At 65.2% G+C, this 25,176-nt stretch carries 17 protein-coding genes and 1 tRNA gene; 14 read left to right on the top strand and 4 right to left on the bottom strand.

What is annotated here, in order from left to right; genetic code table 11:
• The first annotated feature begins 478 nt into the window (after positions 1 to 478).
• From fdnG to L2Y96_RS11540, 7 genes are all read left to right on the top strand, one after another.
• The gene (gene fdnG, locus L2Y96_RS11510; RefSeq protein ID WP_247337017.1) at positions 479 to 3,355 is read left to right on the top strand and encodes a formate dehydrogenase-N subunit alpha; all 2,877 of its coding nucleotides are present in this window, start codon (positions 479 to 481) and stop codon (positions 3,353 to 3,355) included.
• A gap of 10 nt (positions 3,356 to 3,365) precedes the next feature.
• Positions 3,366 to 4,283: a formate dehydrogenase subunit beta gene (fdxH, locus tag L2Y96_RS11515; RefSeq protein ID WP_247325669.1), complete on the top strand. Its 918-nt coding sequence runs from the start codon at positions 3,366 to 3,368 to the stop codon at positions 4,281 to 4,283.
• The gene (locus tag L2Y96_RS11520) at positions 4,280 to 4,939 is read left to right on the top strand and encodes a formate dehydrogenase subunit gamma (RefSeq protein ID WP_247325671.1); all 660 of its coding nucleotides are present in this window, start codon (positions 4,280 to 4,282) and stop codon (positions 4,937 to 4,939) included. The genes fdxH and L2Y96_RS11520 overlap by 4 nt, the downstream gene beginning before the upstream one ends.
• Positions 4,936 to 5,883, top strand: a complete 948-nt coding sequence (gene fdhE / locus L2Y96_RS11525) for a formate dehydrogenase accessory protein FdhE (RefSeq protein WP_247325672.1) — start codon at positions 4,936 to 4,938, stop codon at positions 5,881 to 5,883. The genes L2Y96_RS11520 and fdhE overlap by 4 nt, the downstream gene beginning before the upstream one ends.
• 34 nt (positions 5,884 to 5,917) lie before the next feature.
• Complete coding sequence (gene selA / locus L2Y96_RS11530) at positions 5,918 to 7,321, top strand: L-seryl-tRNA(Sec) selenium transferase (protein WP_247325674.1); 1,404 nt, start codon at positions 5,918 to 5,920, stop codon at positions 7,319 to 7,321.
• A complete protein-coding gene (gene selB, locus L2Y96_RS11535; protein WP_247325676.1) occupies positions 7,318 to 9,252 on the top strand; it encodes a selenocysteine-specific translation elongation factor in 1,935 nt (644 codons plus the stop codon). The genes selA and selB overlap by 4 nt, the downstream gene beginning before the upstream one ends.
• Before the next feature lie 11 nt (positions 9,253 to 9,263).
• Positions 9,264 to 9,359: transfer RNA gene (locus L2Y96_RS11540), tRNA-Sec, on the top strand.
• An 8-nt stretch (positions 9,360 to 9,367) separates the two neighbouring features.
• Here the strand turns inward: L2Y96_RS11540 and selD are convergent.
• Positions 9,368 to 10,408, bottom strand: coding sequence for a selenide, water dikinase SelD (gene selD / locus L2Y96_RS11545; protein WP_247325678.1), 1,041 nt, complete (start codon positions 10,406 to 10,408; stop codon positions 9,368 to 9,370).
• 82 nt (positions 10,409 to 10,490) lie between these two features.
• Between selD and L2Y96_RS11550 the strand changes: the two genes are divergently transcribed.
• The 4 genes from L2Y96_RS11550 (at position 10,491) to L2Y96_RS11565 (ending at position 16,717) form a co-directional block, all read left to right on the top strand.
• Positions 10,491 to 11,537 (top strand): permease, encoded by a 1,047-nt coding sequence (locus L2Y96_RS11550; RefSeq protein ID WP_247325680.1) that lies wholly within the window; start codon positions 10,491 to 10,493, stop codon positions 11,535 to 11,537.
• Positions 11,538 to 11,676: 139 nt separating this feature from the next.
• Positions 11,677 to 12,063, top strand: a complete 387-nt coding sequence (locus L2Y96_RS11555) for a TraR/DksA family transcriptional regulator (protein WP_247325682.1) — start codon at positions 11,677 to 11,679, stop codon at positions 12,061 to 12,063.
• A gap of 257 nt (positions 12,064 to 12,320) precedes the next feature.
• Positions 12,321 to 15,323 carry a TonB-dependent receptor gene (locus L2Y96_RS11560; RefSeq protein WP_343218410.1) on the top strand — a complete coding sequence of 1,001 codons (3,003 nt, stop codon included), beginning with the start codon at positions 12,321 to 12,323 and terminating at the stop codon, positions 15,321 to 15,323.
• Between the two features lie 77 nt (positions 15,324 to 15,400).
• Positions 15,401 to 16,717 carry an acetamidase/formamidase family protein gene (locus tag L2Y96_RS11565; protein WP_247325685.1) on the top strand — a complete coding sequence of 439 codons (1,317 nt, stop codon included), beginning with the start codon at positions 15,401 to 15,403 and terminating at the stop codon, positions 16,715 to 16,717.
• Here L2Y96_RS11565 and L2Y96_RS11570 read toward each other — a convergent pair.
• A complete protein-coding gene (locus L2Y96_RS11570; RefSeq protein ID WP_247325688.1) occupies positions 16,664 to 18,208 on the bottom strand; it encodes a DHA2 family efflux MFS transporter permease subunit in 1,545 nt (514 codons plus the stop codon). The two genes, L2Y96_RS11565 and L2Y96_RS11570, sit on opposite strands and share 54 nt — an antisense overlap.
• A gap of 141 nt (positions 18,209 to 18,349) precedes the next feature.
• Between L2Y96_RS11570 and L2Y96_RS11575 the strand changes: the two genes are divergently transcribed.
• The 3 genes from L2Y96_RS11575 to L2Y96_RS11585 all read left to right on the top strand — a co-directional run bounded on the left by L2Y96_RS11575 (position 18,350) and on the right by L2Y96_RS11585 (position 23,213).
• The gene (locus tag L2Y96_RS11575; RefSeq protein ID WP_247325691.1) at positions 18,350 to 18,952 is read left to right on the top strand and encodes a TetR/AcrR family transcriptional regulator; all 603 of its coding nucleotides are present in this window, start codon (positions 18,350 to 18,352) and stop codon (positions 18,950 to 18,952) included.
• Positions 18,953 to 19,065: 113 nt separating this feature from the next.
• Positions 19,066 to 20,160, top strand: a complete 1,095-nt coding sequence (locus L2Y96_RS11580) for an efflux RND transporter periplasmic adaptor subunit (protein WP_247325695.1) — start codon at positions 19,066 to 19,068, stop codon at positions 20,158 to 20,160.
• Positions 20,157 to 23,213: an efflux RND transporter permease subunit gene (locus L2Y96_RS11585; protein ID WP_247325697.1), complete on the top strand. Its 3,057-nt coding sequence runs from the start codon at positions 20,157 to 20,159 to the stop codon at positions 23,211 to 23,213. The genes L2Y96_RS11580 and L2Y96_RS11585 overlap by 4 nt, the downstream gene beginning before the upstream one ends.
• 75 nt (positions 23,214 to 23,288) lie before the next feature.
• On the opposite strand, the gene L2Y96_RS11590 is transcribed toward L2Y96_RS11585, so the two are convergent.
• A complete protein-coding gene (locus L2Y96_RS11590) occupies positions 23,289 to 24,089 on the bottom strand; it encodes a family 1 encapsulin nanocompartment shell protein (protein WP_247325699.1) in 801 nt (266 codons plus the stop codon).
• Entirely contained in the window at positions 24,082 to 25,125 is a 1,044-nt protein-coding gene (locus tag L2Y96_RS11595; protein WP_247325701.1) for a Dyp-type peroxidase, read from the bottom strand. The genes L2Y96_RS11590 and L2Y96_RS11595 overlap by 8 nt, the downstream gene beginning before the upstream one ends.
• Positions 25,126 to 25,176: the final 51 nt, after the last annotated feature.

Consider the following 25,176-nt stretch of genomic DNA (forward strand, 5'->3'; position numbering starts at 1 on the left):
TTTTGCGTTCTTCATGGGCTCCGCTCTGCTTGTCGGTCTTGTAGCCGGCACCTTCGGCATCCTTCACAGCTGAGCAGCGAGCCAAAGCCAGCCTTAACGAATAATTACCACTACAGCAGGCGCGTTTTGTGCACGAAAGCCCCAAACGGCCCCGGTAGGATCGTGGTAACTTCAACCGAGGATGGGCGGCGCCCCCGCGCCATCCCTGAAGGAACACAAGCCAGTGCCCGCCACCCTCATCGGGGAGCGGTAGTCCAGCCAGGTTTCCAACGGAGTTCTTGCGATGGCACTTACCCGCCGCGAGTTCATCAAGCTGACAGGCATGGGGTTGGCCGCGTCCAGCCTCGGCATGATCGGTTTCGGGGCATCGGGGGTGGCACAAGCCGCCGCCGTCCGCCCCTTCAAACTCACCCACGCCACCGAAACGCGTAACACCTGCACGTATTGTTCGGTGGCGTGCGGCATCCTCATCTACAGCATGGGCGACAAGGCGAAGAACGCCAAATCGAACATCATCCATATCGAGGGCGATCCGGACCATCCGGTGAACCGCGGCACCCTGTGCCCAAAGGGCTCGGCCCTGCTCGATATCGTCCATGCCCCCACCCGGCTCAAGGCGCCTCGTTACCGAGAGCCCGGCGGTACGGAATTCAAGGAAGTCTCCTGGGATTTCGCGCTCGACCGCATCGCGCGGTTGATGAAGGACGACCGCGACAAACACTTCATCGCGGCCAACGCGGCCGGCACCACGGTGAACCGCTGGACCAGCACGGGCATGCTCGCCGCCTCGGCTGCTTCCAGTGAAACCGCCTACCTCACGTGGAAGGTAGCCCGCTCGCTCGGCATGGTGGTGTTCGACAACCAGGCGCGCGTCTGACACGGACCGACGGTGGCCAGTCTGGCCCCATCATTCGGTCGCGGTGCGATGACGAACACCTGGCAGGACATCAAGAACGCCAACGTCGTGATCGTCATGGGTGGCAATGCCGCCGAGGCGCATCCGTGTGGTTTCAAATGGGTGATTGAAGCCAAGATCGAAAACGGTGCGAAGCTCATCGTCGTCGACCCGCGCTTTACGCGCACGGCTTCCGTTGCCGACTACTACGCGCCCATCCGTCCGGGCACCGATATCGCGTTCCTCAGCGGGCTGATGCATTACCTGCTCACGAACGACAAGATCCAGCACTCGTACGTCAGGAACTACACCAACGCCAGCCTGCTGGTGAAGGACGAGTTCACCTTTGCCGATGGCCTGTTCAGCGGATTCAACGACCAGACGCACAGCTATGACAAGGCCAGCTGGGACTACGAGATCGGCGAGGATGGCTTCGCGAAGGCCGACGACACCTGGCAGGATCCACGTTGCGTCATCAACCTGCTGAAACAGCACGTTTCCCGCTACACGCCCGAGATGGTCTCGCGCATCTGCGGCACGCCGCAGGACAAGTTCCTGCACATCTGCGAGCTGATCGCCGCCACGTCCGCGCCCGACAAGGCCATGACCAGCCTGTTCGCGCTCGGCTGGACCCAGCACACCGTGGGCGCGCAGAACATCCGTGCCATGGCCATGGTGCAGCTATTGCTGGGCAACATCGGCGTAGCCGGCGGCGGCATGAACGCGCTGCGTGGGCATTCGAACATCCAGGGCCTTACCGACGTCGGCCTGCTGTCGAACCAGATGCCGGGCTACCTCAACCTGCCGACCGACAAGGAAACCAGCTTCGACGAATACATGAAGACGCGGCAATTCAAACCGCTGCGTCCGGGCCAGACCAGTTATTACCAGAACACCCGCAAGATGACGGTCAGCCTGATGAAGGCGCTGTTCGGCGATGCGGCCACTGCGGAAAACAACTGGGCTTACGATCTGTTGCCCAAGCTCGACCTGCCCCTGTACGACGTCATCAAGGCGTTCGAGATGATGAACAACGGGCAGATGACCGGCTACATCTGCCAGGGCTTCAACCCCCTGCAGGCGTTCCCGGACCGCGGCAAGATCCGCGCGGGCCTAAGCAAGCTCAAGTTCCTGGTCACGATGGACCCGCTGGACACCGAAACTTCGCGCTTCTGGCAGGATTTCGGCCCGCAGAACCCAGCCAAATCCAAAGAGATCCAGACCGAGGTGTTCCAGCTGCCGGTCACCTGCTTTGCCGAGGAAAACGGCTCGCTGGTCAACTCGGCTCGCTGGCTACAATGGCACTGGAAGGCGGCCGATCCGCCGGGCATCGCCAAGTCCGACCTGTGGATCATGTCGGGCCTGTTCCAGCGTTTGCGCGCGCTCTACAAGAAGGAAGGCGGCGCCTTCCCGGACGCGCTCATGAACATGACCTGGAAATACCTCGATCCGTGGGAGCCGGATCCGGAAGAGCTGGCCAAGGAGATGAATGGCAAGTTCCTGAGCGACGTCACCGATCCGGTCACCAACATCACCTCCAAGGCGGGCACCCTGCTCGATGGCTTCGGCCAGCTTCACGACGATGGCAGCACCGCGTCCGGTTGCTGGATCTTCGCCGGCTGCTTCACCGAAAAGGGCAACCAGATGGCTCGTCGCGATGCCACCGACCCGCGTGAGCAAGGCATCGCGCCGAACTGGGCGTGGGCATGGCCGGCTAACCGGCGCATCCTTTACAACCGCGCCAGCGCCGATCCCGACGGCAAGGCGTGGAACCCGGAGAAGCCGGTCGTCGAGTGGAATGGCAGCAAATGGGTGGGCATCGATGTACCCGACTACGTCGTGACGCAAAAGCCCTCGGCCAACGATGGCCCGTTCATCATGACCGCCGAAGGACAGGCTCGTCTGTTCGCACGCAACCTGATGGCCGAAGGGCCCTTCCCCGAACACTACGAGCCGATGGAATCGCCGGTGGAAAACGTGCTGCACCCGAAGGTGCGAGCGAATCCGGTGGCTCGCGTGTTCGACCACGACCGCGCCAACTTCGGAAAGCCCGGCGATTTCCCTTATGTCGCCACCACCTACCGCCTCACCGAGCACTTCCACTTCTGGACCAAGCACGCCCTGATCAACGCGATCCTCCAGCCCGAGGAATTCGTCGAGATCGGCGAAGCACTGGCCAAGGAGAAAGGGATCGCCCAGGGCGGCTGGGTCAAGGTCTCGTCCAAGCGCGGCGAAGTCGTGTGCAAGGCGTATGTCACCAAGCGCATCAAACCGCTCATGGTCGATGGCAAGCCGACCCACGTCATCGGGTGCCCGATCCATTGGGGCTTTACCGGCCAGGCGCGCAAGGGTTACGGCGCCAACACGCTGACGCCATCGGTCGGTGATGCGAACACGCAGACGCCTGAGTTCAAGGCGTTCCTGGTCAACGTCGAAACGACGTCGGCACCCGCGGCCTGAGGCGAACGACATGTCCGATCTGCAAGCACAAGACTACGTCCGTCGCTCTGCGTCCACCATGACGCCGCCGGCCGCACGCAACCACGAAGACCAGGTGGCCAAGCTGATCGATGTGAGCCGCTGCATCGGCTGCAAGGCCTGCCAGTCGGCGTGCATGGAATGGAACAACCTGCGCCCGGAAATCGGCTTCTTCGAAGGCTCCTACGAGAACCCCAACGACCTGGGGCCCAGCGTATGGACGCTGATGAAGTTCAACGAGTACGAGAACGAACAGGGCAACCTGGAGTGGCTCATCCGCAAGGATGGCTGCATGCACTGTGAGGATCCGGGTTGCCTGAAGGCCTGCCCGGCTCCCGGTGCGATCGTGCAGTACGCCAACGGCATCGTCGATTTCATCAGCGACAAGTGCATCGGCTGCGGCTACTGCGTGAAGGGTTGCCCCTTCAACATCCCACGCATCAGCAAGACCGACCACAAATCGTACAAGTGCACGCTGTGCTCGGATCGCGTCACGGTCGGCCTTGAACCCGCCTGCGTGAAAGCCTGTCCCACCGGGGCCATCATGTTCGGCGCAAAAACCGACATGCAGGCCCAGGCCGCCGACCGCATCGTCGACCTGAAGGAGCGTGGCTTCGCGAACGCCGGGTTGTACGACCCGCCCGAAGTCGGTGGCACCCACGTGATGTACGTGCTGCACCATGCGGATAAGCCGTCGCTTTACTCCGGCCTGCCCGACAAGCCGCACATCAGTTACCTGGTCCAGGCGTGGAAGGGGCTGTACAAGCCGCTCGCGGTCGCGGCGGTCGCTTTCGCGGCGATTGGCGCGTTCTTCCACTGGATCACCATCGGCCCGAACGAGACCACGGCTGAGGATGAGGCCGAAGCCGAACGTGAGATCCGTGAGACCGAAGAGGAGCAGGTGCCATGACCCGCCCCGCGAATGCGATCACGCGCTACTCCACCTTCAACCGCATCAACCACTGGATCAACGCGGGCCTTTTCATCCTGCTGCTGTTGTCCGGCCTTTCCATGTTCCACCCGATTCTGTTCTGGCTCTCCGGGCTGTTTGGCGGTGGCCAGTGGGCCCGTGCGGCACACCCATGGTTCGGGGTTTGCCTCGTGGTCAGCTGGATCGGCATGATCATCCAGTTCTGGCGGGAGAACCTGCCCAACCGCGATGACGTGGCATGGTCGAAAGCCATCGTGCACGTGGCGATGAACGACGATGAACACGTCCCTCCGATCGGCCGCAACAACTCGGGCCAGAAGCTGGTGTTCTGGTCGATGACCTTCCTGATCCCCGTGCTGTTCTTCAGCGGCATGCTGGTATGGGAGGTGTACTTCGGCAAATCCACACCGATCGAAGTGCAACGCGTCGCCATCCTGGTCCATAGCCTGTGCGCCTTCGCTGCCGTGCTGGTGTTCGTGGTTCATGTGTACGCGGCCATCTGGATCAGCGGCTCGGTGCGCAGCATGACCCAGGGCTATGTCACGCCTGGCTGGGCATGGCACCATCACCGCAAGTGGTTCCACCATCTCATCGGCTACCGCCGCCGTGGCGATGCCCCCGGGAAACATTCGTGAAGCAAGCCGGACTACCGCCCGACGCCAAATGGAGTGGGCCCTCGCATGCGGGCGTCAAGGCGCCCGACCCCATCCTCCTGCCCGACCGCATGCGGCGCTTCGCCGCCACGGCCGCGCGGATGGAGAAACTAACCGACGGGCATCCGCTGGAAGCGTGGCTGCGCTTCCTCGCGGCTATTTCCCGCGCCCAGCACGCGGTCGCCACCACCCTGGCACCCTCCGGAACGCCGGGCGCCGAGATCGTTGCGCGCGCCGTCGAGGCGCGCCTGCCGCCGCTGGCAGCCGATGGCCACCCGCGAGCGCCCGCGTGGCACGAAGGCCTGCGCCTGCTCATGGCGGAGATCGAGTCCAGCGACCTTCCTCCGCCCGCCATGGCGGCGATCGAACAGTTGCGCGAGATGGATGACCCAGGCCTCGAGCGGCTGGCCGACCAGTTCCTCCGCGGCGCGCTGGCCGCGGCCGATACGGCGGCCGCGGTCTATATCGCCGCGGCGTTGCAGGTGTACTTCACGGTGAGCGCATCCCGTCTTGTCGCCGCCGATCTGCGCCTGCTGGAGGAGCGCGCCCTGTGCCCGTGCTGCGGTTCGCCGAGCGTGGCCGGGCTGATCACGGCCAGCGGTATCACCCCCGGTACGCGTTTCCTGGTCTGCTCGCTCTGCTCGACGGCGTGGAATCATGTGCGCGCCTCGTGCATCACCTGCGGTGGCACCCGCAAGCTTCAGGTACAGGCGATCGATGGTGACAAGGGGCTGGTCAAGGCCGAGACCTGCGGCGAATGCCATACCTACAGCAAGCTGCTGTACCAGGTGACGGACATGCAGGTCGACCCGGTAGCGGACGATCTCGCCTCCCTGGGCCTCGACCTGCTCGTCGCGGAAGCCGGCTTCGCCAGGCATGCCCCCAATCCCTTCCTGCTGGTGGGCGATACCGCCGATATCGACTAGATCGGCGCTGCCAGTTGGGGCTACGCTCGGCCGCATGGATATCGCTGGATCCGACCTCGGCGCCCTGCGCCACCTGCCTGCCGTCGCCACCGTGCTGGGCCTGGCCGATGCCGCGCCCCTGCTGGAAGCCCACGGCCGTATCGCCACCACCCAGGCCATTCGCGAGGCCCTTGATCAGGCACGTGATGCGCTGCGTGCCGGAACCGCCAGCGCCACCGATGCGGCGAGCGTGCTCCGCACGGCGCAGCGACTGCTCGAAACACACCAGCCTGCCTTGCGCCCGGTGTTCAACCTCACCGGGACCGTCCTGCACACCAACCTCGGCCGCGCGCTGCTCGCAGAAGCCGCGGTCGCGGCGGCCACGGAGGCCATGCGCCACCCCGTCGCGCTGGAGTTCGATCTCGACGACGGCGGCCGTGGCGAGCGCGACGATCATCTTCGCGCGTTGCTCTGCGAACTCACCGGCGCCGAAGACGCCACGGTCGTGAACAACAACGCGGCTGCCGTACTGCTTTGCCTGAACACCTTTGCCCTGGGCCGCGGCGCCATCGTCTCGCGGGGCGAACTGATCGAGATCGGCGGCGCGTTCCGCATGCCCGACATCATGACCCGCGCCGGTGCCCACATGGTGGAGGTGGGCACGACCAACCGAACCCACGCGGCCGATTACCAGAAGGCCATCGACGAACGGACCGGCCTCATCCTCAAGGTGCATACGTCGAACTACCGGATCCAGGGCTTCACCGCGGAGGTGGGTGCACGTGATCTCGCGACGCTCGCCAGCGCGGCAGGCATCCCCCTGCTCAACGACCTGGGCTCCGGCAGCCTCGTCGATCTCAGCGCATACGGACTCGCCCGCGAAGCCACCGTGCGCGAGGCCGTAACGGAGGGTGCGCACCTGGTGACGTTCTCAGGCGACAAACTCCTGGGCGGCCCGCAGGCGGGCTTCATCGTCGGGAGCCGCGAGCTGATCGCCGCAATCAACCGCAACCCACTCAAACGCGCGTTGCGTGTCGACAAGATCCGCCTTGCCGCCATCGAGGCCACCCTGCAGCTCTATCGCGACCCGGACCGGTTGGCCGCGCGTTTGCCGACGCTGCGTTACCTTGCCAGGTCACGCGACGCCATCGCGGCGCAGGCGGCACGCCTTCGCGATGATGTCGCGCTGCGGCTTGGCGACGCGTTCCGCGTCGACACCGGCGAATGCGCAAGCCAGGTCGGTTCGGGCGCTCTCCCGCTCGATACGCTGCCGAGTGCCTGCCTGCTCATCCGCTCCACGGGCAGCCAGCGCGCACTGGACGACCTGGCCACTGCGTGGCGAGCGCTGCCGCGGCCGGTGATCGGGCGCATCACCGAGGGTGCACTGCAACTCGATCTCCGCTGCCTCGACGAGGCGGATGAAGCACTGTTCGTAGCAAACCTCTCCGCACACGCATGATCGTCGGCACGGCCGGACACATCGACCACGGCAAGACCTCACTGGTCCATGCCCTGACCGGCGTCGCGGGTGATCGGCTGAAGGAAGAGAAGGCCCGCGGGATCACCATCGACCTCGGCTTCGCCTATCTGCCGCTGCCGGACGGGCCCACGCTCGGCTTCATTGACGTACCGGGCCACGAGAAATTCATCCGCACGATGGTCGCCGGCGCAAGCGGGATCGACATGGCGCTGCTCGTCGTCGCCGCCGATGACGGGGTCATGCCGCAAACGACGGAGCACATTGCCATCCTCGACCTGCTCGGCATACGGCGCGGCGTCGTCGCACTCACCAAGGCGGATATCGCCAGCACGGCGCGGCGTGCCGAGGTGGAAGGAGAAATACGCACCGCGCTGAGCAACACCTCGCTCGAAGGTGTGGAGATCATCCCCGTGTCGACCATTACGGGTGAGGGTATCGACTCCCTGCGCGCGCGGCTCGCCGCCGAAGCGTGGGATCGGCTTCCCCACCCCGACGATGCGCGCTTCCGGCTTGCCGTCGACCGCGTCTTTACCCTGCCCGGCGTCGGCGTCGTGGTGACGGGCACCGTGCTATCCGGCGCGGTGCAGGTGAAAGACACCGTGGTCATCAGCCCGCGCGGTTTGACCGCACGCGTGCGCTCGGTGCATGCGCAAAACCAGGAAGCCAGCGACGGCTGCGCGGGCGAACGCGTCGCGCTAAACCTCGCCGGGGCCGGCATAAGCAAGGAGGCGATCCACCGCGGCGACATGGTCGTCGACCCCTTCCTGCACGCGCCCACGGACCGCATCGACGCGCAACTGCGGCTCTTGCCCAGTGAACCACGCGCCATCCGCTCGTGGTTTCCTGCTCGCCTGCACCATGCGGCGGCCGACGTCGGTGTCCGCGTCGTGCTACTGGAAGGTGATTCGCTGCATCCCGGCGGGACGGCGCACGTCCAGCTGGTCCTCGACCGACCGATCGCAGCGGCGTCACTGGATCGGTTCGTGCTACGCGATACGACCGCACAGCGAACCATGGGCGGAGGAAGCTTCCTCGACCTCAGGGCGCCGGCCAGGCAGCGGCGCACCCCAGCACGAGAAGCTGAGCGCGCCGCGTGGTCCGAACGATCAGCACAGACGAGCCTCGCCCGCCTGCTCGAAACCCCGCCTTATGCCCGCGACGTCGCAGGTTTCGCGCGTGACCGCGTACTCGCCGACATCGCCCTGGGACGAGTGGTCGAAGCACTGGCACCTGTCATCTTCGACGCGGGCGGCACGCTAATCGCCCTCAACGCCACACAGTGGCAGCGTGGCATCGAGGCCATGGCCGAGCGCCTTGCCACCTTCCATGCGGAGCACCCCGACCTGCACGGCATGCCGCGCGAAACACTGCGGCGAGCGGTCCAGCCGCGCCTGCCCGCGGCAGCTTTTGCGCAAGCACTCATGCGCGCCGATGTCAGCGCACGCATCGTGCGTGACGGCTCGTTTGTTCGCCTGAAAGAGCACGTAGCGAAGGTGAGCCCCCAGGAAGAGGCCGCATGGCAACGCATCAAGCCACTACTCGCTGGCGACGAACGCTTCCGTCCGCCTCGGGTACGCGACATCGCACAGCAGCTAGGCCAGCCCGAAAAGGAGACTCGGCAGTGGCTGAAGTCCGCCGCGCGACGTGGCCTCGCGGATGAAGTCGCCCACGACCACTTCTTCCTGCGCGACGCGGTGAACGAGATGGTGCAGATCGCAGCGGATATCGCGGCGCAGGCGCCCGACGGCCGCTTCACCGCCGCGCAGTTTCGCGACCGGCTCGATAACGGGCGCAAGGTGGCGATCCAGATCCTCGAATTCTTCGACAGGCAGGGTGTTATGCTCAACCGCGGCACGCTGCGCAGTATGCGCACCGACTACCTCGACCTGTACGCATCACCGTCGGGTTAGCACGTTTCCCTGGAAGAGCATCGTCCCCGGTGGGGCGTCCGGACTTCAAATCCGGGTGAGGCAGCCAGACTGTTTCGGGTGGGTTCGACTCCCATGCTCTTCCGCCACCACGGGCTCAAGCCACGACAACACCTGGCGCACCCTCGGCGACGCGGCCAACGATGCTTGCACGCGGGTAACCCGCGCCTTCGATCATGTCGCGGATAGCTTCCGCGCGATCGGCCTTGCACGACACCAGCAAGCCGCCGGAGGTCTGCGGATCGGCGAGCAGGTCCCGGCGCCACTCGGGGAAGCCTTCTGGCAACACCACGCCCTCGCCGTAGCTCGCCCAGTTGCGCTTCGATGCACCCGTAACGAAGCCCGTCCGAACCAGGGCCTCCGCCTGCACGAGCAGGGGTACGCGTGATGCCTCGATGTGCAGGCTGGCGCCGCTGGCACGAGCCATTTCCATCGCATGGCCGAGAAGACCGAAGCCGGTCACGTCCGTGATGGCGTGCACATCGGCATCCTGCGCGAGTTCGTGACCGACACGATTGAGCAGCGTCGTCGAGGCGATCATTTCATCATAGGCCTCTACCGGGAGCGCGCTCTTCTTGAATGCCGCCGAGTAGATGCCCACGCCGATGCCCTTGGTCAGGATCAGCGCATCGCCCGGGCGAGCGCCCGCGTTACGGCGCACTTCGCCCGGCGCGCTAAGACCGATCGCTGCAAGTCCGTAGATAGGCTCCGCGGAGTCAATGGAATGACCGCCCGCCACGGGAATGCCCGCCTCCGCGCAGATCGATTCACCCCCTGCAAGGATCTGGCGAACCGCATCGACATCGAGCTTGCCCAGCGGCATGCCCAGGATCGCCAGCGCCATGATCGGCTTGCCGCCCATTGCATAGACGTCGGAAAGCGCGTTGGCGGCGGCGATCCGGCCGAACTGGTAGGGGTCGTCCACGATCGGCATGAAGAAATCGGTGGTGGCGATGACGCACGTGCGCTCATCGACCTGCCACACCGCCGCGTCATCGCTGGATTCGTTGCCCACCAGGAGCTGAGCGAACGGCATGGAGGGCGCCTTGCGGGCCAGCAAATCCTGCAGGACGGCAGGAGCCAGCTTGCAGCCACAACCGCCACCATGGGCAAGTTCCGTCAAACGAGGAGCATTCATGGGCATATCCCTACAAATCAGCGATAGCGCGGACGATGCGGTGTGGTGCAGCATAGCGATGGTCGCCGGAGAGGGGAAAGCCTTGGACGTCGCATCGCATAGAAACAACGGTATCCGTTGGGCTGTCTTCGCGCTGCTGGTCATCGGCGGCCTGCTCTACGTGAAGTGGTATCCCTACTACGGTCGCGCTTTCGACGCGGCCACCAACCACAGCATCGGCCACTCCATCCTGATGGGCGACGCGGCATCCCCGCCCGCGCCCTCATGGGATGCCGCGCTCGGCTACGCCTTCGCCTATGGCAAGGCGATCTGGAAGGCCATGGTGCTTGGCCTGCTCCTGGGCTCCGCGATCCAGGCACTCCTGCCATCGAATGCGATCCAGCGCCTCCTCGGAAGCACGGGAATCGGCGGCACCGTGGCGGGAGCGCTACTCGGCGTGCCCGGCATGATGTGCACGTGCTGCGCTGCGCCCGTCGTCGCCGGCCTGCGCAGGCAACAGGCAGCGCCAGGCGCATCGGTCGCGTTCTGGCTGAGCAACACCATGCTCAACCCCGCCACGCTGGTGTTCACCGGCTTCGTGCTGGGGTGGCAGTGGACGGGCCTGCGTATCGCCGTCGCCATTCCCATGGTCTTCGGCCTCGGCTGGCTGGCCAACCGCATGGCCGGCCCAGCGGCTGCCGTGCCCATGGAGGCCATCGAACCGTCCGAGTCGCGCTCGGCGGCGGACATCGCGCTGCGCTGGCTCACCCTTTTCCTGCAGATGACCGTGCGGCTGATCCCCGAATACATCGTGATCGTGCTGGCGCTGGGCGCCGCGCGCGCGTGGCTGTTTCCGCATGTTGGCGCGGATATCGGTAACCAGTGGTACTGGATCGCGGCCCTGGCGGTCGCGGGCATGCTGTTCGTCATTCCCACCGCGGGCGAAGTGCCCATCGTGCAGGCCATGCTTTCGCTGGGTCTGGGCATCGGCCCCGCCGCCGCCTTGCTCGTGACACTCCCGCCGGTGAGCCTGCCGTCGCTGGCCATGCTGGGGCGTTCGCTGCCATGGCGGCTACTCGTCGCACTGGCCCTGGCCGTGGTGGCCTTCGGCATCACCGCCGCAGCGCTGGCCCTGGCCCTGCACCTGTAGGAGCGCGCTTGCGCGCGATCGCGCGCAAGCGCGCTCCTACAAGGGCCTCACGCGGCCCGGCGTACGATTTCACAAGCCCGACGGGGCTGCGCCTGTTAAACCACGCGCTTTCCCAACGCTACCTTTCACGGAGAGAGCCATGTCCAGCACCCACCTCGACGCCGATTTCATCGCCCACCAGAAAGCCCGCCTCGTCACGCTGCGCGCCCAGCTGGTTTCGGTCGGAAACGCCGTCGGTCGCGATGAGCAAACCTGGCAAGGCGCCGCCGGCGGCGAGCCGCAGGATGAGGGCGACGACGGCCAGCGGTTCGCCCAGCAGGAGAACGACGAGGCCGTCCTGAGCCACAGCGAAGGCCGTGTCGCGGCGATCGATCGCGCCCTCGAAAAAATCCAGGAAGGCACCTACGGCTTCTCCGACGAAAGCGATGAGCCCATCCCCCGCGCCCGCCTCGAAGCGGTCCCGGAGAGCATCTACACGATCGACGAAAGCGAAGCCCGCGAGCTGAACGCACGCCGCGGCCTGTAACGCCCCTCAAACCGGGTAAACCTGGGGCAACCCCAGGGCAAACCCCCAACCATAGGCCGTATCCCGGCCTATGGGAACCCCTTTTGGCCATTCAGTGTTCGCCACGGGAAACGCTATGTTTCCATCGTGGCGAATACTTCTCGTATGCACGTCTAGACATATAGACGTCTATTCGATATTCCTTGGTGACGCCTGACGCATCGCAACATGAGCGATGCCCTCACCCGCGCCATCCTGGATACCAAGGGGAAGTTGTTTTGAAGCCATATGCCGTCCTGTCCGCCCGCAGCCGCCTGTTCGTTGCGGTGGTAACTATCCTTGGCGCCACCCACGCTAACGCGCAGTCAACGACGGGCTCGATCACGGGACAGGCACCCGTGGATGCCGGTGAAACCGTGCTGATCCAGGGCGACTCGGGCCTCAGCCGCGAGGTACCCGTCGATGACAAGGGCCGTTATGTCGCAGGCCAGCTCCCGCTCGGCACGTATACGGTCACGCTCCGAAAAGCGGGCAACGATGTGCAGAAGCGCAGCGGCGTGACCCTGCGCGTAGGCGCCGCGGTGGATATCTCATTCGCCGCCCAGGCAGCACAGACACTCGATTCGGTCACCGTAACGCAAAATGCATTGCCCTCCATCGACGTCACCGCGGTCGACTCCCGGAGCGTCATCACCGCCGACCAGCTCGCCAAGCTGCCGCTCGCCCGGAATGCCGACGAAGTCGCGCGCCTCGCCCCCGGCGTGGTTGGCAATGGCGGTGGCTACACCGGCCCCACGGGCCAGCGCCTGAATAGCTTCGGCGGCTCGGCGGCCAGCGAAAATGCGTATTACATCAACGGCTATAACGTCACCGACCCGCAGCGCGGCATGGGCGGCATCTCCCTGCCCTACGGCGCGATCGACCAGCAGGAAGTGTATACGGGCGGTTACAGCGCGCAGTACGGCCGATCGGATGGCGGCGTCATCAACCAGGTAGGCAAACGCGGCTCCAACGAGTGGCATTACGGCGCCCAGATCTTGTGGGAACCCGACTTCGCCCGCGCCGACAGCGTCAACACGTTCTACACCAATGGCCTTCCCGCGTCGCCCGTCGCTGGCTCGCTGTACAAGCCGAACCGACAGAACCGCGACTGGGTCACGACCGTCAGCAGCTACGTCGGCGGCCCGCTGATCAAGGACAAGCTGTTCTTCTTCCTCGCAGGTGAATTCGAGCGCGAGCAGGCGGATACGCACAATGCCGTCGATAACGTGAGCCCCGACGTCCATTCCCGTTACGATTCGCCGCGCTGGTACGGCAAGGTGGACTGGAACATCACCGACAGCAACATCATCGAAGTCACCGGCGCCTCCAGCAAGCGGGAAACCCAGGGCACGGTCTACGACTATGACTACAACGCACTGCAACGCGGCGAACGCATCGGCAGCAGCGACGACATCAAGACCGGCGGCGACCTGTGGTCGGCGAAGTACACCGGTTACATCACCGACAACCTGACGGTCTCGGCGCTGTACGGCAAAATGAAGCTCGACCAGTACGACCAGCCCGGCGCGTACGATGGTTCGCTCACCTACGCCGATGGGCTGATCAACCAGAACCCAGCCCTCAATCGCGGCACGCCCATAGGCAACAACCAGACGGTGCAGACCGTCTACAACCCAGGCCGAAGCACGCGCAGTAACAACACACGCCTGGATATCACCTACGTCCTCGGCGATCACACGCTGAGCGCGGGCATCGACAACCAGACCACGCAGGCGCTGGACCAGGGCTCTACCGCCTCGGCGGACGGTTATTACTGGAGTTACGGCAAAGCCGATCCGAACGTGCCCATTTCCACCGGCCTCGGCGTGCCGGCGACCGGCGGCATCGTCAACGGCCAGCAAGGCTACTACGTGGTCCGCCATGTCGTAAGCTCACTGGCCAGCGTGCGCGCCACGCAGCGTGCGCAGTACGTGGAAGACAAGTGGCAGGTCAGCGACCAGTGGCTGCTCTCGCTCGGCTTGCGCAACGACCAGTTCGAGAACTTCAACCGCGATGGCGAATCCTACGTGAGCCAGCACCGACCGCAGTGGGCGCCGCGCCTCGGGTTCAGCTGGGACGTGAATGGCGACGCGAGCTTCAAGGTGTACGGCAATGCCGGCCGCTACTATCTCGGCCTGCCGCTCAACCCGGGCCTGAACGCTGCCGGCGCCTCGCTGAGCACATCGCAGTACTTCACCTACGGCGGTATCGATTCACAGGGCCTGCCAACGGGCCTCACCGCCTTCTCCGCCCCGGTGTCGTCGAATAATTACTACGGCGTGCTACCTGACGCACGCACGGTCACCGCAAAGAACCTCAAATCCGAATACCAGGACGAGTTCATCCTCGGCTTCCAGAAGACCGCCGGCGCCAACTGGGTTTACGGTGCCAAGGCCACCCAGCGCATCCTGCGCAGCGCGATCGACGACTACTGCGATGTCGGCAGGATCACGGCGAAGGCCGCGGCACTGGGCTACGACGTCACATCGACCAACAGCTGCTATCTGTTCAACCCGGGCCGGGCGAACACATTCAACCTGATCGATACGAGCGGCAACGTCGTGAGCGTGCCGCTCAGCAACCAGGAAATCGGCTTCCAGGGCCTCAAACGCCGCTACTACTCACTGGAAGGCTTCCTCGAGCACCCGTTCGACGGCACGTGGTACGCCAAGCTGGACTACGTGTTTTCGCGCAGCTACGGCAACACCGAGGGCCAGCTGCGTTCGGACCTGCAGCAGACGGCCGCCTCCACCAGCGAAGACTGGGATAACAGCTACATCATGGAGAACACCAACGGGCCGACGAACAACGACCACCGCCACCAGCTCAAGCTCTACGGCTACTACCAGATCACACCGGAGTGGCTGGTGTCCGCCAACCTGAGCCTCGTGTCTGGCGCCCCCAAGACCTGCCTGGGCTTCTATGGCCCGGACCTCACGGACCCGGCGGGTTATGGCAGCGCGTACCACTACTGCGATGGCAAGGCTTCACCGCCGGGCTCGCATGGCCGCCTGCCCTGGGTTCGCCAGCTCGATGTCGGCACGACGTACCGCCCGGCCTTCGCCGACGGCAAGCTCGCCTTCACCGCCAGCATCTTCAACCTCGCCAACGAGCAGCGGCCACTCAACATCTACCCATACTCGCAGACGGACCCTGGCGTGGCCGATCCGCAGTACGGCCAGGCCCAGGTCCGGCAGCTTCCGCGCTATGCGCGCTTCGGGGTCAGTTACGACTTCTAAGCCGAAGGTCATGGTTGACTACACGTGTCGTCAGTCGATAGATTGCCTACACTTGTAGTCAGCCAGCAGGTCGCGCCGTGTCACTTCGATGCTTACTGGGGGCGCTCTGCCTCATCGCGGCCACCGGATCAGCGGATGCCGCGGAAACGTGGATTATCCGCACCGACCTCTGGGGAAATCCCGCGTTCGCGACGGCCACGCTGGCTATCGATGGCACCCACATTCGCGGCGACATCGACGGCGATCGCGTTGAAGGCTCTGCCAAGGGCGCCGACTGGCAACTCGCTGCCACCGACGCGCAAGGCCATGTTTCACGCTACGCCGTGAGAACGGTGGCCGGGAAATTCGCTGGCACCGCGGATCTGCCTGACCCGAACAACGCCTCAGTCCTGGCAAGGCACAACGTGACCGCCTGGCGCGTGCCCGACCGGCGCGGCGGCGCGCAAATCGTCAACTACACCCCCGTCGATTACTCCAACACATGGAACGCAGATCGGCCCGCGGTGCTCGTCGTCTGGCCGGGCGATACGATCCACACGACGACGCTCGACTCCGGCGGCGTCGACGAGCACGGCAAAACGCGCGCGCTGTTCGGCAACCCGCAGACCGGGCCGTTCTTCATCGCCGGTGCGGTGCCGGGCGATACGCTAGTCGTCCACATCCGACGCCTCATGCCAAACCGTCATTACGCTGACAGCCTCGATACGATCGTCGGCCGCGCACTGACTACGCCGCTCGTGGCGCAGGCGGAATCCCTGGGTAAGCCTGTGCGCTGGATACTTGACCGCAAGACCTTCCGCGCAAGGCCGGAAGGCGCAACGGGTGCTTTGGCTCACTACAGCGTACCGATGAAGCCCATGCTCGGCGGCCTCGCCGTGGCACCGGGTTTCGGCATGCCACCGATCTCCACGGGCGACACAGGCCGCAACGGCGGCAACATGGATTTCAATGAAGTCGTTGCAGGAAATACGGTCTATCTGCCCGTACAACAGCCTGGCGCCCTGCTCTACTTCGGCGATGCCCACGCCCTCCAGGGTGATGGTGAAACCTCCCAGTACGCGCTGGAGACATCCATGGATGTCACGCTGACGGTCGACGTCATCAAGGGGAGAAGCATCACGATGCCACGCGTGGAATCACCCGATGAGCTTATGGTGCTCGGTCAGGCAGGCTCCCTGGATGAAGCACTAAAGGCGGCTAGCGGCGGCATGATCCAGTGGTTGCAGCAGGATTATGGCCTCACGCTTTCGCAGGCGGCGCAGGTGCTGGGCACGGCCATGCGTTACAGCGTACCCAACCTCGCCGGCCGAAGCGTCGGTGTAGCCGCGCGCATCAGCAAATCACTCCTGCCGCCTCGGCGCATCACGAATCATGACGCCCGCGACGACGGATGAAAGGATCGCCAGTGCTGCCGAGAGGAGCATGACCTCGCGAAAACCCGCAACGAAGGACGCATCGACGACCTGCCGCGCCGCCTCTGCCCCAGGCGGCAGTTCGATGCCGGCAAGCCTCGCCCGCTGGGCGAGGATGGCCTCAACGGAGGCACGCGGCAGATGCATGCTGGCCAGACGGGCCTGAAGCGCCACATCGAAACCATGCGTGAGCACGACGCCGAAGACCGCGATTGCAATGAGACCGGCCACGCGTGACACGGCATTGTTGACGCCCGAGGCCGTGCCCGCATGCGCGGGATCGAGCGCATTCATCACCGTCGTCGTGAGCGGCGCGATGGTGATGCTCATGCCAAAACCGAGCACCACGGACGCCGGGAAGAAAGTGGCCCAGTACGAACCACCTACGCCCGGCAGCGCGTATAACGCGAAGCCAGCCGCCGCCACCGCCGGCCCGACCACGAGCGGCAGGCGCGCACCCACCACATCAACCAGGCGGCCAGCGAACCGCGATAGCGCGAACATGATGGCGACGAAGGGGAGCAGCGACGCACCCGCCGCCGTCGCGCCATAGCCCTGCACCTGGATCAGGTTCAGCGGCACGAAGAACATGCTGCCACCCAGCGAGGCATAGAGCAGGAAGGTCAGCAGGTTGGCGCCCGTGAAGTTCCGATCCCGAAAGTGTTCCAGCGGCAACATGGGCGCCGCGGCGCGACGCTCGATGACGAGGAAGACGACCAGCGCACAAAGCCCGCCGATGCCCGCCACCAACACCGCGAGCGCGCCCCAGCCAAGCAACGGCGCCTCGATCAGCGCGTACACCACGCCGGCTAGTCCGAGCGTCGCCAGCACGGCACCTGCCACATCGATACGCCCCGCGTCCGCGCCCCGGCTTTCCGGCACGCGCCACTGACAGATCACGACCAGCGCCACGCCTAACGGCAGGTTGATCAGGAAGGCCCAATGCCAGGACAGGTGTTCGACGAGGAACCCACCCAGCACGGGACCGATCGCGGCCGTCACGCCACTGAAGGCCGACCACGTCCCGATCGCCCGGCCGCGACTCGACTTCGGATACGCAGACGTAATAAGCGAAAGACTGCCCGGCACGAGCAGCGCGGCACCCAGCCCTTGCACGCCACGTGCAACGATCAACGTAGCGATTCCCGGTGCGGCGGCGCACGCCAACGATGCCAGCGTGAAAATGACCGCACCCATGGCGAACGCGCGGCGACGGCCGAAGCGGTCGCCAAGCACCCCACCCACGAGCAGCAGTGCCGATACCAGCAATGCGTAGGACTCGATGACCCATTGTCCGTCCGCCGCGGTGGCGCTCATGGCGCGCTGGATGGCAGGCAGCGCGACGTTCACGATGGTGCCGTCGGCAAAGGCCATGCCCGACCCAAGGATGGCCGCTACCAGGGTCCAACGCCGCGCGCCTTCGCTGCACGCCTCGGCGACATCGCCAGGTTCGATCGAGGGAGCTGTCGTCATCCGCCGAGCTTAGTACCACGGCTACGCGCCGCCTTGGACGTGACGCACCCACCCGGAGCGCTTGTGAGTAAGCCTTAAGTGACCCATGTACAGATCAGTCACTTATTTGCCCCTCAACCGCTCCTCCTGTATAGGTGGATGATGAACGACGTACTTGCGACCGAAACCCAGACCCCCGGCATCCGCGACCAGATCATCGATGCCGCCGACGCCCATTTCAGCCGCTATGGCTATGCCAAGACGACCATGGCCGATCTCGCCCGGGCCATCGGTTTTTCGAAAGCTTACCTGTACAAGTTCTTTGACTCGAAACAAGCCATTGGCGAAGCTATCTGCAGTAAAACCTTAGCATCTCAGTACACCGCGATCGCCAAGGCGGTCGAAGCGGCTCCCACACCCAACGAGAAGGTGCGGGCCCTGCTGCGCACGGCCGTCGAGGTATGCCTGGCGCAGTTCTTCAACGACCGGCAGCTCTACGACATCGTGGCGCATTCCCGCGCCGAAGGCTGGACAAGCTCTGAGAAGCATATCGCGCAAGTCTATGATTTGCTTTCGAATGTTATTCAGGAGGGGCGCACCCAAGGCGCGTTCGAGCGGAAGACACCGCTGGAAGAGGTGTGCCGCGGCATCTGGCTGGCCGCGCTCCCACTGGCCGACCCGGTCATGCTCCAGCACAACCTGGACCTCGTCGAAGACGGCCTGCCAGCCGTCACCAGCCTGATCCTCCGCAGCCTCGCTCCCTAACGCAAGCTCCCTGCCGCCTGGCCGGGACGGTCGAAAAATAATCTTCGAGTGACCACTTGCCATTTTGGTCACTCGACACCACGATGTGGTTTTCCCCGCTCCGGAAAGCCGTCATGCATGCCCGCACTCTCCCGCTCACCCTGGCCCTCGTCGGCGGCACGGCGCTTGCCCTAGCGCTAAGTGCCTGCTCCCGCAGCGAGGCCGATCCCCGCAGCACCGCACCACTCGTCCGCACGGCCACGCTCCAGGCTACGCAAGCTGGAGAAAGCAGCTTCTCAGGCGTCGTCTCCGCCCGCGTGCAAAGCAATCTCGGCTTCCGCGTTCCGGGGAAGATCGTCGAACGTCTTGTGGACGCCGGCCAGACCGTCACCAAGGGCCAGGCGCTCATGCGCATCGACCGCACGGACCTCGCCCTTGCCGACACAGCCTCGGTGAGCCAGCTCGAGGCGGCCCGCGCCCAGGCGATCCAGACGGCGGCCGACGAGAAGCGCTTCCGTGGCCTGGTCGGCCGCGGCGCCGTCTCCGCATCCGCCTACGACCAGGCCAAGGCCGCCTCCGACGCGGCGGCAGCACGCCTGCGCGCCGCACAGGCCCAGGCCGCCGTGACCGCCAACGAAGCCGGCTATTCGGTCCTCCTTGCCGATGCCGACGGCACCGTCGTCGACACCCTGGCCGAACCGGGCCAGGTGGTCACCGCGGGCCAGGTGGTAGTGCGCCTCGCCCACGCTGGGCCGCGGGAAGCACTGGTATCGCTTCCCGAGACGCTCCGCCCCGCGCTGGGTTCGACGGCGCAAGCCACGCTGTACGGCAACGATGGCGCCCACGTCGCAGCCCATCTCCGCCTGCTCTCGGATGCTGCCGATCCGCTCACGCGAACGTTCGAAGCCCGCTATACGCTGGATGGCGATGCCGCCGGCGCGCCGCTTGGCGCCACCGTGGTCATCCACGTGCCGACACCCGGCGCCGCTCCCGCTTCCATACCGCTCGCCGCCGTTTTCGATCGCGGCAAGGGTCCTGGCGTCTGGGTGATCCAGGCAGGTGGATCCACGGTCGCGTGGCACGCGGTCACCCTCGGTGCCGTCGGCGATGAAACGGTGGCGATCACCGGCGGCCTCCTGCCCGGCGAGCGCTTTGTCGCCCTGGGTGCCCATCAGCTGCACGACGGCGAGCAGGTGCGTACGAGCCTGCCGGCGGGAGTGCAGCCATGAGCGGGTTCAATCTTTCCGCACTCGCGGTCCGCGAGCGCGCCGTCACACTGTTCCTCATCATCGCCGTGTCGTTCGCCGGCCTGTTTGCCTTCGTGCACCTGGGCCGCGCCGAGGACCCGGCCTTCACGATCAAGGTGATGACCATCACGACCGTGTGGCCTGGCGCGACCGCGCAGGAGATGCAGGACCAGGTGGCGGAGCCCCTCGAAAAACGCCTGCAGGAACTCACGTGGTACGACCGCAGCGAGACGTTCACCCGTCCCGGCGTGGCGCTGACCACGCTGACGCTGCGTGACGACACCCCGCCACGGGAAGTACCCGAGGAGTTCTACCAGGCGCGCAAGAAGCTCGGCGATGAAGCGGCGAAGCTGCCCCCTGGCGTCATCGGGCCGCTGATCAACGACGAGTACGCCGATGTCACCTTCGCGCTTTACGCACTAAAGGCCCGCGGCGAGCCGCAGCGCCTGCTCGTGCGCGAAGCCGAATCGCTTCGCCAGCAACTGCTGCACGTGCCCGGCGTGAAGAAGGTGAACATCATCGGGGAACGGCCGGAGAAGATCTTCGTCGAGTTCTCGCACGAGCGGCTCGCGACGCTGGGCATTGCGCCCACCACGGTCTTCGATGCCCTGAACAAACAAAACGTCCTCACGGCGGCCGGCTCGATCGACACGGCTGGGCCACAGGTGGTGATTCGCCTCGATGGCGCCTTCGACGACCTGAAGGCCATCGAGCAAACCCCGGTCATCGCCAACGGCAAGACCCTCCGTCTCGCGGACATCGCCACGGTACGCCGCGGCTACGAAGACCCGGCGACTTTCCTGGTCCGCAACGACGGCGAACCCTCGCTGCTGCTTGGCGTGGTGATGCGCGAACGCTACAACGGCCTGGAGCTCGGCAAGTCACTCGAAAAGGAAGCGGCGACGATCTCCCACGACCTGCCGCTCGGCCTCTCGTTCACCAAGGTCACCGACCAAGCCGTGAACATCGCGGAGGCCTATGACGAATTCATGCTGAAGTTCTTCGTGGCGCTTGCGGTCGTCATCGCTGTCAGCCTCGTCAGCCTGGGGTTCCGCGTCGGCTTGGTGGTAGCGGCAGCCGTACCGCTGACGCTCGCCGGCGTGTTCATCATCATGCTGGTCACCGGGCGCGACTTCGACCGCATCACCCTGGGCGCACTCATCCTGTCGCTAGGCCTCCTGGTCGACGACGCGATCATCGTGATCGAAACGATTGTCGTGAAGATGGAGGAAGGCAAGGATCGCGTCACGGCGGCCACCTATTCGTGGGGCCACACGGCGGCACCGATGCTCGCCGGTACCCTCGTCACGGCGATCGGCCTCATGCCCGTCGGCTTTGCGCAGTCCACTGCGGGTGAGTACGCGGGAAATATCTTCTGGGTGGTGATGTTCTCGCTGCTCACCTCGTGGTTCGTCGCCGTCATCTTCACCCCGTACCTTGGCGTGAAGATGCTGCCGAAGATCGCCCCCGTGGCAGGCGGCCATGCGGCCATTTACGGCACGCCGCGCTATCAGGCGTTCCGCAGGCTTATCGCGTTCGTCGTCCGGCGCAAGCTGGCCGTCGCCCTGGCCGTCATCGGGCTCTTCGTGGTCGCCGTGTTCGGCATGGGTTTCGTGCGGCAGCAGTTCTTCCCGATCTCCGATCGCCCCGAGGTGCTGGTGGAGGTGCAGATGCCGGAAGGCACTGCGATCGACGCCACCACGAAAGCCACGGCCAAGGTGGAGACCTGGCTGCGCAAGCAGCCGGAAGCGAAAATCGTCACCACCTACATCGGCCAGGGCGCGCCACGCTTCTTCCTGGCGATGGCGCCGGAGCTGCCGGATCCGTCTTTCGCCAAGATCGTCGTGCTGACGAAGGACGAAAAGGCGCGCGAAGCGCTGAAGCTACGCGTCCGCCAGGCGGTGCAGGATGGCCTGGCCCCCGAGGCGCGGGTGCGCGCCACCCAGATCGTGTTCGGACCGCCCTCCCCGTTCCCCGTGGCGTTCCGCGTCTCCGGCCCGGACGAAAGCAAGGTCCGTGAACTGGCCGGTCAGGTTCGCGACGTGATGCAGAAGAACAGCGCGATGCGCACGGTAAACACCGATTGGGACGAACGTGTGCCGACCGTGCACTTCGTGCTGGACCAGGACCGCCTGCAGGCCATCGGCCTGACCACCCACGACGCAGCGAACCAGATGCAGTTCCTGCTGACCGGCATCACCGTGACCAGCGTGCGCGAAGATATCCGCTCCGTGGACGTCGTCGCCCGCAGCGCCGGCCCCACGCGACTGGACCCTGCCCACCTGGGTGCATTCACGCTCGTCGGCAGCGCTGGCCAGCGCGTACCGCTCGACCAGCTCGGCCACGCCGAAACGCGCATGGAGGATCCCATCCTGCGCCGGCGCGACCGTATGCCCACTATCACGGTGCGCGGCGATATCGATGAACGGTTCCAGCCGCCCGACATTTCCATGCAGGTCATCGCGCAGCTGAAGCCGCTGATGGATGCGTTGCCGGCAGGCTACGCGATCGACACGGCGGGCGCGCTGGAAGAAGCGGGCAAGGCGAACAAGGCGCTCGCCGCCGTGTTCCCGCTGATGCTGCTCCTGATGATGATCGTGATCGTCTTCGAGGTGCGTTCAATCTCGGGCATGCTGATGATACTGGCCACCGCACCGCTCGCCCTCGTGGGTGTCGTGCCCACGCTGCTGCTGTTCCACCAGCCGTTCGGGTTCAACGCCATCCTCGGCCTGATTGGCCTGGCCGGCATCATCATGCGCAATACGCTGATCCTGATCGGCCAGATCCACACCAACCAGCGCGAAGGGCTCGACCCTTATCACGCCGTGGTGGAGGCAACGGTGCAGCGCTCGCGGCCGGTGATCCTGACGGCGCTGGCGGCGGTCCTAGCCTTCATCCCGCTCACGTTCTCGGTGTTCTGGGGCTCGCTGGCCTTCACCCTGATCGGCGGCACCATCGGTGGCACGGTGCTGACGCTGCTGTTCCTGCCGGCGCTGTATGCGCTCTGGTACCGCATCAAGCCAGCGGCCATGTAGGAGCGCGCTTGCGCGCGATGGGTGCTTGCGGCAAGGCCCATCGCGATCAAGCTCGCTCCTACAACGGCGCGGAACTTAACCGGCGACGAGGTTTACCGAGGCCTCGGCGGTGAGCGAGAGGAAGGTGAAGGTCTCCTGCAGGTACAGCGTGACGGACTTCGCATCGTGGGAGTCGTAGCCGATGGAGACATCCTGGCCGAGGTGTAGCTCGTAGTCGCCGCCTCGGGCGGAGATGAGCAAGCCGCCTTCAATGGCCGGCGCCCAGACGATGGCGCCATTGAGCATGCCGTAGAGTTCGCGATAGACGGGGTAGCCTTCGTCGGTAGCCCCGTTCATCGCTGCATAGGCCTTCGCGCCCAGCGCCAGGCGGTACGGGCCGTTCACACCGGCGAGGCGTAGCTCGCTCAGGGCCTTGGCCACGGCACGCGGATATGCCGCGATATCGGCCGGCAACGCGATCTTTTTGTTGTCCGTCGCCTGGCGGATGCCCGTGATGCCGGCGTCCGCATAGCCGTCGATCACCGCGCGGTCCTCCGCGAACGCCAGCTTGCGCGCCGCATCCTTCAGCGGCTGTAGGTCGGGATCGTTCGAGCCGCGGGCCACGCCGTCGATTTCCTCGCGCGACAACACGAAGGGCACGCGCAATTCGACCAGCGGCGCGACCTGCCGCTGCAACGCGCGAACGCCCTGGTCCGGCGCGGCAATCTCGCGCACATGGCCGGTTGGCACGCCGCCATGATCGTAGCCACGCGGGCCAATCACATCGACGAGGCGGCGCGCGGCCATGTATTCCTTCAGCGTGCGCGTGGCTTCTTCGTCGATCTGCTTCCAGGCGCCGCCGCTGACCGGGGCGAGTTCGCGAAACAGGTTACCCATGGTGGTTCTCCAATGTGATCGCACCGATGCCGAGTGAACCGTCACCTGACGGTGTCGCGGCATCGGGAAGAGCGCTCGTGCCCGACGCCGAGCCCGTGACCTGCGGGGCCTCGGGGATGTTGCCGAGGAAACTGGCCGAGGGTACGAAGAACAGGCAGCCGGTGGTCGCCACGCTGAAATCGAGCAATCGGTCGTAGTTACCGGGCGGCAACCCGACGAACATGTTGTTGAGCATTTTTTCGGTACGCGACGGCGAGCGCGCGTAGCCGATGAAATAGGTACCGAACTCGCCCTTGCCCACATCACCAAAGGGCATGTTGTCGCGAACGATATCCAGCTCCTGGCCATCCTCCTCGATACTGGTGAGGACGTTGTGTGCATACGACGGCTTGGCCGCGTCATCGAGTTCGATATCGGAAAGCTTGTGCCTTCCGATGATCTTCTCCTGCGCCTCGACCGGCACCTCGTTCCAGCGCTTCAGGTCGTGCAGGTACTTCTGCACGATCACATAGCTGCCGCCGGTGAAGTCGGCATCTTCATCCGCGATGACCGCGGCTTCGATCGCTTCGAAACCGGTGGGATTCTCGGTGCCGTCGACGAAGCCGATCAGGTCGCGATCATCGAAGTACTTGAAGCCATGGACTTCGTCCACGACCGATACAGCCCCGTCCAGCTTCGCCAGGATCTGGGTAGCCAGTTCAAAGCACAGATCCATCCGCCTGGCGCGAATATGCAGTAGCACGTCGCCAGGCGTGGACGGCGCGCGGTGCACGCCAATGATCTCGCGGAACGGATGGAGCTCCGCGGGACGCGGGCCCGAAAACAGGCGATCCCAAGCCTCGGAGCCAAAGCCCATGACACAGGACAGCTGGCCCTCCAGATCACGGAAACCGACCGCACGCAATAAACCAGCCAGGTCGCCACACAGGCCACGCACCGCGTCGGCAGCCACCGAGCCCGGATTCACCGTCAGCGTCAGGAACATGGCCGATCGCGAAAGCGTCGCCACCACCGGCTGCGGAACAGCATTTACCACGAGTTCGCTCCTTCATCGCGCAAGCCGAGAGCATCCGCCACGGCTACCGTG

Origin of the sequence: Luteibacter aegosomaticola, assembly GCF_023078475.1 — a bacterium.
Classification (GTDB): domain Bacteria; phylum Pseudomonadota; class Gammaproteobacteria; order Xanthomonadales; family Rhodanobacteraceae; genus Luteibacter; species Luteibacter aegosomaticola.